We start from the raw sequence: 13,168 nt of genomic DNA on the forward strand, positions 1-13,168 counted from the left end.
GCCTGGTATTATACCAATTACCATGCATTAATGCTATACTTCGGCTATACTTCAACAGTTAAATATTTACCAAGATTCAAAATCTTTTTTTGACAATTATTAATTGGTTAGTATAGATTTTTCCTACTTTTAACCTCTCCCCACACCTCCCACACTCCCCACACTTCCCTATCTAATCAGATGTAGCATTCTTTTTGAGAAATGGTATTATACCTTAATTTTTCGGTAACATTTAATTAAACTCAGGATTTTCTCAGACTAATCATCTATGGTTAAAAAAAGTCTAATATTTTAGAGGAGGTAATACTAAATTCATGCCTAGATAGTTACAGTGTAGGATTAGAGAGTAAGGAGTAGGAGACTTAGAAAAACTCTTTTCTCCTCAAGCTCGAAACTAAAGTTTCCTCTAACTACTAAAAAAAATTAATGTACCAGTATTTTTGGAAACAGGTATAAAAAAATTAGATGGCATACAGTAAAGACCAGAGTATATGTTACCAGGTAATTAAAGTCATCAAGCAAAAGTCGAGAGGGATAAAAATCAGCAGAATAGTAAAGTATCTTTTATGCAAAAGTTAGCTGATTCAATTATTTATCTATTAAAATCAAAATTTAGTGGTAAATATTAATCAACTAAAAAACTATTTTGTTACTTTCGACTTAAACTATAAAAATTATGGGTTAAATTTTATTAAGGTACTCTCCCTATTAAACTAATATATAATAGTTCAGAGAGCGTTGCATAAGACAAAATCACTGGTGTGTAGGCATAGCGCCCCCTATTGGGGAAATCGAGCAACCACAAAGAAATCGTCCAGAGAATTTTATTATCCCAAAGTGCAACCCTGTTTTAGAGAGGGTCTCAAAACATAGTTTTATTTAAAAATAAAGGTTAAAGTATATGTTATCAACTAATTCAAGCGATCAAGCAGAAATTGAGATAAATAAACATCAGCATAATAGCCAAAAATCTGCTATTCAAAAGTTAGCTGATTCGATTAACGAGCGACTAAAATCAAAGTTATCTCGTAATGTAGTGCTATGTGTTTTTACTAGCATTATTATAATTGAAGGCATTCTTTTAATTCCTTCTGTGAGAAGACGAGAACAAGAACTTCTTTCTCAAATTAAGCAAGTGTCTTCTGGAAAAGTAGCTTGGATTTTGATGACTTATCCCAACGCTTCAGGGAAACAACTTGTCAATCATTTATCAGAACTTATACAACCTAATATGCCAATTTTAGGAGGGGATGTTTATACTGCTAATGGGCAAAAAATAGGTACATTTGGTGAGTCTCCAAAATTACAACTTTCTGACCTCACTAACTCTCCTAAATCTTCTGCCAAGGATCTTCGCTATGATGACATAATCTGGTCTGGACAAGATATGCAAACAGACTATACTATTGTGATTCGCCATGACGCTTCTAATGTCGGACCAGAATTGCTTGCTTATATTTACCGAATTATTGGTTTAGTTATTATCATATCTCTATTCTTAACAATTACAGTTTGGCTATGTTTAGAACCAATTGTAATTAATCCTATTTTACTATTAAGGTGTGATTTGAATAAAGCAGGGGAAGCAATATACAAAGACCAAGAACCTCCAGAATTTGATTCAGTTTCTCTCCACAGAAAAGATGAATTGGGAGAAGTAATTGGTGCTTTTGAGCTAATGTTTCTGAAAATTTATGAGGCAATTAGTGAACGAAAAAAAGCTGAAGCTGCATTACAAGAAAGTCTAGAAAAAGTTGAGGCTTATTCTCAAGCTATGAATAGTGAATTAGAGAAAGGTCATCAGATGCAGAAGAACTTTTTACCTGCGGAAATTTTGCAACAAAATGGTTGGCAAATAGCAGCTTTTTTTCAACCTGCTAAACAAGTTGCTGGTGATTTTTATGATGTCTTTGAACTTTCTAATAATACAGTTGGGTTGGTAATTGCTGATGTTTGTGACAAAGGAGTAGGAGCTGCATTATTTATGAGTTTATTCCGCAGCTTGATTAGAATTTTTTCTGGTCAACATTCAGTTGAAGAAATTAATAATTTTTTAGCTAATCCAGATAATAATCATCCTTTAAAGGCTGTTGAATGTACTAATAATTATATTGCTAAAAATCATGGTGATGTAGGAATGTTTGCTACCCTTTTCTTTGGAGTTTTAGATATAAATAATGGCAAACTTACTTATATTAATGGTGGGCATGAACCATTATTTATTCTTGATGCTCTGGGAGGAATAAAGCAGGAGTTAAATTCTACAGGTCCAGCAGTAGGAATGTTACCAGATATGAATTTTAAAATTGAAGAAACTGTCTTAGAACCTGGAGAAATATTGTTGGGTTACACGGACGGTGTTCCCGAAGCTCGTAATAGTCAAAGTGAATTTTTTACTAATCAAAAATTGCGGTTACTTGTAGAGAAAAAATTTAATTCAGCAGAGTCTGTACTCGAAGAAATATCTACCACTGTTCTAGAGCATACTGGTAGTGCTACGCAGTTTGATGATATTACTTTATTAGCTGTACAACGACGGGCTTAATATATGGTAATTCGCACCTTGTGTATGAGCGATAAGCTTCAGAGGATCTTTACATTTCGTTACCGAATTATTAATTATTAATTATTAATAATTAAATAATTCGCGCCTTGAAGCCTCCCCTTGGATAGGGAAAAAAGCGGTCGTTTGCGAAGCATTCCGTCAGGATGGGATGGCGTTAGCGGAGCGGCTCTGCATTCTTCGGGTTTCCTCGCCATATCCAATCGACCAAGAGAAAAGTGCTCTTGAATTTCCTGATCTTCAATTCCCGTGAGGTTTTAACGGCTAGGTAATTATCAATTATCAATTATCAATTAATGGAATAGTGACAAATTTTAACGCTTACATACTTAGGTCTTAGGTAATTATCCAGCTATTAGCTATTATCATAGGCGATCGCCATTAGAAGAGAAATCTCAAAAAAATTAATGGAACGCCCCTAATGACTACAAATTTGTAATATAGCCAGTAAATTAGCTGTGTATTGAAATATCTCACAGTATGAAGCTTGAATTTCTTGATTTTGAGCTGTAGTTCCTAAGTCATATCAAATCGGGTTGAATAACTTCACTTTAAGTTTATTAGTAATATCATGTCCGGGTGATTTTCGTCTAGTTAGGATAAATCCTAATCAAGCTAAAAATTAGTTGATGTTATTTTGACGATATTTTTAGTAACTATTAAAGTCTGGAAAATAAAATCGGCTATAAAACTGATTTCCTCGGACTTTCCATTAAAGGTCTATAAGAATATTGTAAAGACATTCCATAGAATGTCTCTACATTAAATACAAAGAAATTGGCAGAAGCTTATAAGTAAGGTAAATCTTTATATTATTCTATAGTAATTGATTGAGGACCTTCACTTTTACCATTATTTGCTTCTTTGGTAGAATCATTAGTATAACTATAACCAGTCTGCTGCTCAAGCCAAGTTTTAACAGGGTCATCGTTAAGATTTAATCGAAGTACACCAGAGAAAAACCCTCCGAAGAAGGCAACTGGCTGCTCAATCAATTCTTTCACAACTGGGGTCAATTCATCTAAGAACATAGAGTTTTTCCTCTCGCTAATACTATAATTTCTAAGCAAATTAAATATTTACTCGTATTCTAACGTAGTCAATATGTAAGTATCATCTAGTAGAAGTTCAATTAATATCATGTTCAATTAAATAGTTATAGAACCCATTTGGTATCTTTGCGAATTGATAATTGATAATTGATAATTGATAATTACCTAGCCGTTAAAACCCTAACGGAATTGAATATCAGGAAATTCAAGAGCACTTTTCCAGTCGGGGAGATTGGATATGGCCAGGTTTCCCGCTCTTGCAGAGGAGCTGCCTCTTGCAGAGAAGCTTCGCTAACGCTTTTCATGTCGGCTCAAGCGCCGAAACACGATCCCATCCTAGGTCATGCTCCCCATTCATTCGGCGACAGCCGAAGTGCGTTTGCGGAGTTGTGCGCTAGCTAAACGGCTGTCGCCTACATGGAAAGTTAGCGCAGTTCCTCTGCCAGAGCGGGAAACCTAGCTATCCAATCCTAACGGAATGCTACGCAAACGACCGCTTTTTTCCCTTGAAAGGGGAGGCTAATAAAGCTGAATTATTTAATTAATAATTAGTAATTATTAATTATTCGGTAAGAGATACCACGGGAGGCTAGAATATCCCGGGGTAGTTCATAGCTATACATGTTTTACTACATTAGCTGTTCAGTGCTAACTTGGCCTCTTGAGCTACCTGTTGAAATGAGTCGCTGGCCAACTGTTCTATAATTTGTTTTGCTTCTAGACCTCCTAACCGATGTAAAGCTTGTACAAGTCTATAGCGAATTTGCCAGTCACTATGGACAACAAAGGGTTTTAATAAAGGAATAGCTGCTAAATTTCCTAGTTCCCCTAGGGCACTAATGGCCATAGTCTGTATTAGTTCATTATCTGATTTCAGAGCATCTTCTAGTAAAAATAATGCTTTTGGTTCCCCCATTTCTCCTATTGCTGCAACTATACTAACTTTCACTAACCATTCTGGAGTGTTCTGGTATACCTGTTGTAAGTCGTCAAAAGCTTGAGTGATTTTTAATGCTCCTAGAGCATCTGCTGCTGCTGCTTGGACATCTGGTTCGGGATCGTTAAGCAGACAGTCACGCAATATTTCTTGGGAGATTGTTAAGTTTTGTTCTCCCAAACTTGACATTTGACTCACCGCAGCGTAACGAACACGAGTATCTTTGTCTTTGATCGGAGTTTGAATTAATTCAAAAGCCTTCTCTGGTTCTATTTGACGTAATTGATTAACTCCACGCAAGCGATCGCCTAATTCTTCAGATGTTAGTAGTTGCTGAATTGAATCTGGGGTAACACTCATTTCCATAAATTGTATTGTTTTAATTTTTTGAAGCTCTCTACCCTTAAATATTGCGATTATCAATATTTCTTTTTTTACTTACAAGCATACCTTATTAGCAGTTTTAATCAATGCTCTATTGTGACCAACTGCTCAGTATGAGGCTTGATTTTATCGCAATGTAAATTATCATTTCTATAATTAATTATTACATTTGTTTATTTTTGCTCCCTTACAATAAATTGTGTTGAATAAGATCGAAATCACTCAGTTGCCATAGATCTAATAATATCTCCACGAGTTAGTATACCAATCACTTTGCCATTTTCATCTAGCACTGGTAACCGATGAATATTACGCTCGTGCATAAGTTTAGCTGCTGCTGAAAGTAGTTGTTCAGGTGTAGTAGTTAGAGGATTTTTAGTCATTACTTCCCCAACAGTTTCTCCTAAAGCCTTATGAATTTCTTTTTCATAACGAGCTGGATTTTCTAGGAAAATAACACTATCTAGCAGCATAATATAAGGTGGAGGGGTAGCTCCACTTTCTTGCCACATTAAATCGGTTTCTGATACGATCCCAACTAACTTTCCCTTTTCATTGACTACAGGAAGACCACTAATACGTTGTTCTGCCAAAATTTTAATTGCTTCTTTCAATGGCATTTCTTCTGTGACAGAGATTGGATTGTAGCTCATAACATCTGATACAATTTTGTTTGTCATAGTTACCTCTGCAATTTTTTTCTGGTTAGAGTAATGATGATAGTTATAAAATAAAAATACAAGTACAAATTTTCTTTTTTTTTTCTTTTTTACTTCAATAATAATTATAAAAGTAAAGTACAACGTAATATAGCATCGCACCTTGATTAAATCAAAGCTTACCGATTGGAGTCTAAATACCTCTCCTTCTAGGACTGCTTTTATTGCTATTGGTTGCGCATAAAGGTTTTATTGATTATAAATTTATCGTAGCATTAAACAATAAAATTTTTTCTATGCTCATCCATCAAATGAAAATGCAAGGCACACATAGTCAGTAAAATCTGCTAGATTTAGCTACTTGTATCGGCAGATTTGTGCGTAATAGCATTATTAGAGCATCGTTATAGATAGAGAAATTTTGGCGTTGCATATTTCCCGGATGAATTAGTGTGGGAAGTGTGGGGGGGCGTTGTGTCCTTTGCCTTCTGGAATTATTCTTTTAGAGAAAGAGGAAGTAAAAGATGGAATTTACCTTTTGTGCAAAGATTCATCCCTTGTTTCAGCAACGCCGAAATTTTTAGTCGTAATGATTCGTACAAATATTGCACACCTACTAACTCATAATCCGAACTTTCCTTGGGCCTAAAAACTAAATTCTATGGCTAGACAAGCTCACGCAGAAAGGGTATGGGCAGCCATAGAAAGGTTTGATCCAAACTACAGAGGTAAGGTTATAGGTAAAAAGGGCTATCCAAAATTCAAAAAATACCAAGTAAGAGACTAAGTAGAGTACAAAACTAGCAGATGGAAATTATCAGAAGATAGACACTATTTAACTTTCACCGATGGATTCAAACCCGGCAATTTTAAGCTATGGGGTAGTCAAAACCTTTATTTCTATATTAAGAATTTATGACTAATGTCAACATCTGAATGCCAAAAACAGGAAATTAATTCTGGCGATCGCTATGTATTTGTTTGCCAGAATCAGTCTTGTATGCGCCACAACTCTCAAGAGGTTCTCAAGACCTTTAAAGCTGAGACAGAAAATTTGGTTGATGTCAATATTGAGTCTAGTGGTTGTCTTGGCCAATGTAGCACTGGCCCTACAGTACGAGTTATCCCAGATGAAATCTGGTATTGTCGAGTCCAACCTAATAATGTCCCATTAATAGTTTCACAACATCTCAAGGGCAACAAACCTGTAGATGATATGCTCAACCCTAGAATTCATCCTCGTTTTTACTGATTAACAAATAATAGAAACCTATACTCCATATCCTAAACCCTTTGAACCGCCGAGAAAACCCATTCCTGAATTAATGTATTAACTTGCTCAGGAACTTCGTCATGGGGACAATGACCTGCTTTTAAGAAGTATTCTGTTAATTGAGGATAATATTTGCGAAATTGGGCACTTCTGGTTTGGCTTTTAATCCAAGGGTCAGCTTCTCCCCAAAGCGTAAGTAGGGGACAGTTTAACTGGTCTAACAATAAATCAACTTTCTGGCCAGATGGTGTCCTAAACATAGAAGCAAAGACTTTGGCTGCACCAGGGTCGCAAGAAGGTCGATATATATCTTCTATTAATTGATCTGTAATGGCGCTTTGATCTAAATAAACTTTCTGTAGTGTTTTTCTAATAGTGCTACGTCGTCGCGTCCATTGAAATAATAAAAAACTAGGTAAGTCTTGTAAAATCAACCACTTTGTGCTTTGAGAAATAACTTTTCTCCATAAGGGAGGTTTAGGAGTAGATTGAGATTCAGTAAACGGTCCAGCACTGTTAATCAGTATTAAACCTGCTGCAGAAGTTGGATATTGAGCTGCTACACATAATCCTGTATAGCCTCCAAGAGAATTTCCTGCTAAGACTACCGATCTACCAATGACTTCGGTAATAAAGTCATTGATCTGTTCTTGCCATAGCTGACCACTATATTGCCAGTTTGGTTTGCCCGAACGTCCAAATCCTAGTAAGTCAATAGCCCAAACTTGAAAAAACTTGCTGAGACCTGCAATATTTTTGCGCCAATGGTCTGTGGATGCTCCAAAGCCATGTATTAATAGCAAGGGTTGATTTGCAGAGTTAGGCTTACCTGCACATAAGTAGTAGATTGGCTGATCCCGCCATTGCCAATAATTACCAGGAACTTTAGCTGTCGTAAGCACCGATTTAGTTAACATATATAAAATACTATAAACATTTATTAAATTACATTAAATACTATATCAAAAATTAAATGGGATCGAATTATCTTAATTCGCAGAATATTTATCATCAATGATCCCAATAAAAATATAAGGAATCAGGATACAGGTGTCAAAATCAATATTTGCTTTTGGGTTCAAACCCAACTAATTGTAGACACAGCAAGTGACTGTCGGGAGATTTGACCGTCTACCTGTAGTTAGGAGTTATCCCAATACCCGATAGAACACATTTGGGATCTATTTAAAAAGATATGACGAAATTGAGAGATTGGCAGTATTTTTAAACATTTTTCGTGTATTTTCTCTGCTTATCTCCGGAATCCTAGTCAACAATTTAATATTGGCAAAGATACCCAATGGGTTCTATATCTGTACCATGATCTATAGAACCCCTGAAGGGATCTATTTAAAATTAGAGATTGACAGTAGGGGAGTATGGAGAGATGGAGAGATGGGGAGATGGGGAGATGGGGAGATGGGGAGATGGGGAGATGGGGTGTATTAGATATCTCCCACTCATCCAATCATCAAATCAATTCTTACCCATTTTTTCTCAATTACTTCTCCAGATTACCTATTTTCTGGAGATACGCTTAGGGGTTCTATATATATCTACCTCTCTTCTGACTACTGACTTAGTTCTCCAAAGTTCCTAGTTGTTCCCCCGGCATCTTTTTCAGGAGAAGGCTATTCACAAAACGCCTAGGCACAAAAAAATGAACCTAGCCCAACTTGGATATTTTTGAGGGCAAAAATTAGGTGAAAGCTCTACAGGGTTTGGGAAAATAGCTCAAGAGCCTTAAAATGCCTCAAATCTACATAGATAAATAAATAAACAGGCTAATTTAGAGATCAAAGCTTTACTATGTAATCATTTGATGCTATTTTTATAGTTTTTTTTGCTAAAGTCCTAAGAATAGATATTAGATTATTTTAGAGAACATCTCCAAGAATTTGCACTAATTCTGCTTAGGTACTTTATTTTTCTTAAGAGTTTTGATATTATAGGAAATATGAGGGCAGCGATGCTCATTCTAAAGCTTTTTGAACTGTAGAGGAGATTGACAACTCTTGATAAAAGTAGTTGTTGACTATGCCCCATACAAAGGCTAGGGAGTTTTTTAAGTGATTGCTATATCATCACGTCCACGTCAAATAGGTCAAAATTGGGTGACAATTAGCTTCGCTTCTACCCTCTATTTGTGTCCGATCCTCGATCTGCTACTTGCGGATGTTCCTAAACACTGGCATCCAGAACTGCGATTAGGATTACAAGAGGCGTTAGTAAATGCGACAAAGCATGGGAATAATTTAGACCCCACTAAAACAGTTTTAGTCCGTTTTTCAATTGTCAAAGACCACTACTGGTGGGTGATATCAGATCAAGGTCCTGGTTTTAAACCACCTTGTAGACCTAACCAAAATAACCAAAAAATTGCAAATGATGATCCGGAAAACTACACAGATTGTGACGATCAAAAAGAATGTGGTCGAGGAATATACATTATCTACCAAGTTTTCGATTATATTGAATGGAATTCCAAGGGCACAGAGTTAATGCTATGCAAAAAGGTAAGGAATAACTCTAGATTGCCCTTGGTACGATGAATAATTAACTTAACTTAAACTAATTAATTCTTCTGAGAACCATGAGTTGGACATGGAGGTGCTGATATTGATCGATCTAACCACCTAATTGCTTGGTTTAGGCGTGCGATCGCTTCAGTAGGTTGACCCTGAATCAGAAAAACCAAAGCAGCTACAGTTAGCTCTAATGCACGAACTTGGCGATTAGACTTGAGTCGATGCCAGTCTCTTTCTGGTATAGCAAGTCTTTCGGCTAAAGCTTGGGCTAGTTCTAGTGTGGTATATTCTTCTAAATTTCTATGATTAGAAGTCTCTACTTTGTTAACTATAGTTGCAGGAGTTGAGTTAGACTTGAGCATATCTACCTAGATAATGTTTTCCAGTGAACTTACTATACTTAAGTATGCCAGCATGAATCCTTCTCCAGAAGATTCTCCCAAAAAATTAAATGATGAGTTTTCAAATTATGTCCCAGTTAATCAGGAATTAGAAGTTTCAGAGATGGATCTGGCACAAGAATTGGCAGAGGTAGAACTTAACCTTGCTGCCGTAAAAGAACGTTATTCTCAAATTCAGTATTACCAGAAGCGCAAAGCACAACTCCAGCATCGTTTAGAAGAAGTGCGACCCGAAGTACGTCGCCAAAAAACTCACAAATTGCGAGAAGAGTTACAACAGATACAGACAGAATTGGAAACAATAGAGTTAAATCTAGAAAGCAGTTTATTTGATTGGGGCAGCATAAAAGAACCATTCTGGCAAGCTGTGAGATTTGGAGGTTTAGGAATTGCCATAGGTTGGTTGTTAAAATCCTGTGTTAGTTGAGGTTACCTTTTTTGTCTGGAAATTTCTGTTGTGATAGATTAAAGTATCTTTAATCCCTTTACGAATTCAACCATTATAGCGATTTGACTTAATGTTGATTGCTAAAGCTTAAAAAGCATACACTATCCTAGACAAATATATATAAAATATTAAAGATATGAAACAATTAGAAATTTGCCGAAAGATTAGGATTCAGTTGAAAAATAACGATAGAGTTGGGATAACACTGGAAAGTTAAAAGCCCAAACTAAAAGTTCCAATCATTTCTACTAAAGAGAATAATATTTAGCTGTAGCAAGAAGATTAAAATATCATCCGGGTAAACGAAAAGTTGTGCTATATTTGATCGTATTCTAACCATATCTTAACCGAACATTTTTGTAGGATTGTCTTGCAGTGAAAGGTTTAAACTGAGTATCTACAAACTGTACTGGATAATAGGTTTCAATCCACAAATGAGCTCCACAAGGTAAAGGTTTATAAGGTTTATAAACTATACGACACGGACCATGTATTTCCATTTGATAACCCATATCATTATGATTTGTCTGCTTTAAGGTGATTACTGGTATTAACTGATCGGGAGTCATTTGAGGATCGTTTTTAATTCGGTCGCTATTATCTCGAATTTTGTGTTGATTAACATGAATCTTGGTTGGATTCTTTCGTCGCCTTTTACACCATAAACCTTCGGGACCTCTAGTACCTGGTATTACAATAGGCATTTTCATTTTGCCATAGAGAGGAATTTGCCAAAATCCTTTGTTTTTGTAAGCCCCTTTAATTCTACCTTGAGAAAGTAGAACTCTAACTCGTTGACAACAAATACCTAATAAAAAAGCTGCTTCTCTAGTTCCGATATAAGTCATTTATACTATAGCGCTATAGTTTTAAATATACAATTAATAATAAGTACATATAAAAAATTATAACTCTCAGCTCAAGAAATTATGTAACACTTGCTACATAAAATTCCAAAACTCCTATAACCTATACAAATTAGGTTAAGTGAAATAAATTTAGCAAAAATATATGTGTTTCTGAGCTAGCTAAAAAGTAATAAAGTAATGTGTAATTAATTTTCCACAAATTAAGACTATATTGAATCAATTACGAGATATACTTTCTCAAAGTATGGATAGGATTAAATAAATGACAAAGCAACGAATTGTCGAAATCTTAAGAAGTGGTCAACCTGATGCTAAAGTAACAATTCAAGGATGGGTACGCACTAAGCGAGAGTTGAAAGAGTTTGCTTTTGTAGAAGTTAATGATGGTTCATGTTTAGCTAACCTACAGGTGGTATTAAATCCGGATCTACCAAATTATCAGGAAAGTTTGCAGCAGATAAATACAGGTGCTTCGGTGGAAGTGACTGGTATTTTAGTGGAGTCGCCAGCAAAGGGGCAAAGAATTGAACTTAAGGCAGAAAGTATTATTGCTTATGGTGATGCTGACCCTCAAACTTATCCTTTGCAGAAAAAACGTCACTCTTTTGAATTTCTCCGCACTATTGCACATTTGCGAGGACGAACTAATACTTATGGAGCAGTTTTTCGGGTGAGAAATGCTTGTGCTAATACCATTCATCAATTTTTTCAAGAACGAGGTTTTTTGTGGGTGCATACTCCTATTATTAGTGCTAGTGACTGTGAGGGTGCGGGGGAAATGTTTACTGTTACAAATTTTGATTTAAAGAAAGTTCCTCTGACAGAAAAACAAGATGTTGATTTTAGTCAAGACTTTTTTGGAAAGCAGTCTTTTCTAACAGTAAGTGGGCAGTTAGAAGCGGAAATTATGGCAACTGCTTTTAGTAATGTTTATACGTTCGGTCCGACTTTTAGAGCCGAAAATTCTAATACTTCTCGACATTTAGCTGAGTTTTGGATGATTGAACCGGAGATGGCTTTTTGCGATTTGGAAGGGGATATGGATTTGGCTGAGGAATTTTTGAAACATATTTTTAAGTCTGTTTTGGAAAGTTGCCCGGAGGATATGGAATTTTTTAATAAACGGATTGATAAGACTGTTTTGGAAACGGCGGATACGATTATTAATAATAGTTTTGAAAGGATTAGTTATACTGAGGCAGTTTCTTTGTTGGAAAAGACGGATAAAAAGTTTGAGTATCCGGTAGAATGGGGTTTAGATTTACAGTCGGAACATGAACGTTATTTGTGTGAGGAGTTGTTTAAAAAACCTGTAATGGTGACTGATTATCCGGCAAAAATTAAGGCTTTTTATATGCGGTTGAATGATGATGGTAAGACAGTTAGGGCAATGGATGTTTTAGTGCCGAAAGTAGGAGAAATTATTGGTGGTTCTCAGAGAGAAGAACGTTTGGATGTTTTGGAGAGGCGGATAGATGAACAGGAGATGAATAAGGAGGAGTTATGGTGGTATTTGGATTTGCGTAGGTATGGTACTGTGCCTCATGCGGGGTTTGGTTTAGGATTTGAAAGAGTAGTGCAGTTTATGACAGGAATGGGGAATATTCGAGATGTAATTCCTTTTCCCAGGGCGCCTTTAACTGTCGATTTTTAAAGTTATAGTACTAGGGAATAGGGAATAGGGAACAGCATACTTTCAAAGGAGTTTCAACATTTAGAAATATCTTAACCTTAATGCCTAGCTCTAGATATCAAATATGCTTTTTTTTGAGGGTTATGAGAAACCGGGTTTATGGAAAGTAAATGTTAGTATGGTGGGGTATTTAATAAACCCGGTTTCTTTACTTTTTTAGTTATAAAATCAGAAATAAATTAGCTTATATATAAGTAGGTAAGTGAGAAAATTTACAACTAACTCATTGCGACTGGAACGGAGTTGAGGGAAGCAATCTGAATAGTTTTGAGTATATAAATATTTGATTAAATAGTATAGCGCTACGCGCTAGGGAATAGGGAATAGGGAATAGGGAATAGGGAATAGGGAATAGGGAATA

Annotated in this window: 12 protein-coding genes and 1 pseudogene; 7 read left to right on the top strand and 6 right to left on the bottom strand. The window is 35.8% G+C overall.

The window, feature by feature from the left end:
• Nucleotides 1-901: 901 nt before the first annotated feature.
• The gene (locus tag ACP6PK_RS14540; RefSeq protein WP_426560263.1) at nucleotides 902-2,545 is read left to right on the top strand and encodes a PP2C family protein-serine/threonine phosphatase; all 1,644 of its coding nucleotides are present in this window, start codon (nucleotides 902-904) and stop codon (nucleotides 2,543-2,545) included.
• Between the two features lie 830 nt (nucleotides 2,546-3,375).
• Here ACP6PK_RS14540 and ACP6PK_RS14545 read toward each other — a convergent pair.
• The 3 genes from ACP6PK_RS14545 to ACP6PK_RS14555 all read right to left on the bottom strand — a co-directional run bounded on the left by ACP6PK_RS14545 (nucleotide 3,376) and on the right by ACP6PK_RS14555 (nucleotide 5,616).
• Complete coding sequence (locus ACP6PK_RS14545; protein WP_426560264.1) at nucleotides 3,376-3,594, bottom strand: ssl0294 family protein; 219 nt, start codon at nucleotides 3,592-3,594, stop codon at nucleotides 3,376-3,378.
• A 655-nt stretch (nucleotides 3,595-4,249) separates the two neighbouring features.
• Complete coding sequence (nblB, locus tag ACP6PK_RS14550) at nucleotides 4,250-4,912, bottom strand: phycobilisome degradation protein NblB (protein ID WP_094672378.1); 663 nt, start codon at nucleotides 4,910-4,912, stop codon at nucleotides 4,250-4,252.
• A gap of 242 nt (nucleotides 4,913-5,154) precedes the next feature.
• Nucleotides 5,155-5,616 (bottom strand): CBS domain-containing protein, encoded by a 462-nt coding sequence (locus ACP6PK_RS14555; RefSeq protein WP_426560266.1) that lies wholly within the window; start codon nucleotides 5,614-5,616, stop codon nucleotides 5,155-5,157.
• A 558-nt stretch (nucleotides 5,617-6,174) separates the two neighbouring features.
• Between ACP6PK_RS14555 and ACP6PK_RS14560 the strand changes: the two are divergent.
• Both ACP6PK_RS14560 and ACP6PK_RS14565 read left to right on the top strand, forming a co-directional pair.
• A pseudogene (locus tag ACP6PK_RS14560) lies at nucleotides 6,175-6,499 on the top strand (RNA-guided endonuclease TnpB family protein); the annotation flags it as partial.
• Nucleotides 6,500-6,517: 18 nt separating this feature from the next.
• Nucleotides 6,518-6,847 carry a (2Fe-2S) ferredoxin domain-containing protein gene (locus ACP6PK_RS14565; RefSeq protein WP_426560268.1) on the top strand — a complete coding sequence of 110 codons (330 nt, stop codon included), beginning with the start codon at nucleotides 6,518-6,520 and terminating at the stop codon, nucleotides 6,845-6,847.
• A gap of 32 nt (nucleotides 6,848-6,879) precedes the next feature.
• Here ACP6PK_RS14565 and ACP6PK_RS14570 read toward each other — a convergent pair whose 3' ends face one another.
• Nucleotides 6,880-7,785 carry an alpha/beta fold hydrolase gene (locus tag ACP6PK_RS14570; RefSeq protein WP_426560270.1) on the bottom strand — a complete coding sequence of 302 codons (906 nt, stop codon included), beginning with the start codon at nucleotides 7,783-7,785 and terminating at the stop codon, nucleotides 6,880-6,882.
• A 462-nt stretch (nucleotides 7,786-8,247) separates the two neighbouring features.
• On the opposite strand from ACP6PK_RS14570, the gene ACP6PK_RS14575 reads away from it, so the two are divergent.
• Together ACP6PK_RS14575 and ACP6PK_RS14580 are read left to right on the top strand one after the other, a co-directional pair.
• Entirely contained in the window at nucleotides 8,248-8,409 is a 162-nt protein-coding gene (locus tag ACP6PK_RS14575; protein ID WP_426560272.1) for a hypothetical protein, read from the top strand.
• A 528-nt stretch (nucleotides 8,410-8,937) separates the two neighbouring features.
• Nucleotides 8,938-9,420, top strand: coding sequence for an ATP-binding protein (locus ACP6PK_RS14580; RefSeq protein ID WP_094672678.1), 483 nt, complete (start codon nucleotides 8,938-8,940; stop codon nucleotides 9,418-9,420).
• A gap of 23 nt (nucleotides 9,421-9,443) precedes the next feature.
• Here the strand turns inward: ACP6PK_RS14580 and ACP6PK_RS14585 are convergent, their stop codons facing one another.
• A complete protein-coding gene (locus ACP6PK_RS14585) occupies nucleotides 9,444-9,758 on the bottom strand; it encodes a DUF6439 family protein (RefSeq protein WP_426560274.1) in 315 nt (104 codons plus the stop codon).
• 52 nt (nucleotides 9,759-9,810) lie between these two features.
• On the opposite strand from ACP6PK_RS14585, the gene ACP6PK_RS14590 reads away from it, so the two are divergent.
• Complete coding sequence (locus tag ACP6PK_RS14590) at nucleotides 9,811-10,224, top strand: sll0565 family protein (RefSeq protein ID WP_246844106.1); 414 nt, start codon at nucleotides 9,811-9,813, stop codon at nucleotides 10,222-10,224.
• A gap of 353 nt (nucleotides 10,225-10,577) precedes the next feature.
• On the opposite strand, the gene ACP6PK_RS14595 is transcribed toward ACP6PK_RS14590, so the two are convergent.
• Entirely contained in the window at nucleotides 10,578-11,093 is a 516-nt protein-coding gene (locus ACP6PK_RS14595; protein ID WP_094672679.1) for a hypothetical protein, read from the bottom strand.
• A gap of 283 nt (nucleotides 11,094-11,376) precedes the next feature.
• Between ACP6PK_RS14595 and asnS the strand changes: the two genes are divergently transcribed.
• Nucleotides 11,377-12,768 carry an asparagine--tRNA ligase gene (gene asnS / locus ACP6PK_RS14600; protein ID WP_426560276.1) on the top strand — a complete coding sequence of 464 codons (1,392 nt, stop codon included), beginning with the start codon at nucleotides 11,377-11,379 and terminating at the stop codon, nucleotides 12,766-12,768.
• Nucleotides 12,769-13,168 lie beyond the last annotated feature (400 nt).

The sequence above is a fragment of the Dapis hubbardiae BLCC-M172 genome (genome assembly GCF_050016015.1).
GTDB lineage: Bacteria > Cyanobacteriota > Cyanobacteriia > Cyanobacteriales > Microcoleaceae > Trichodesmium.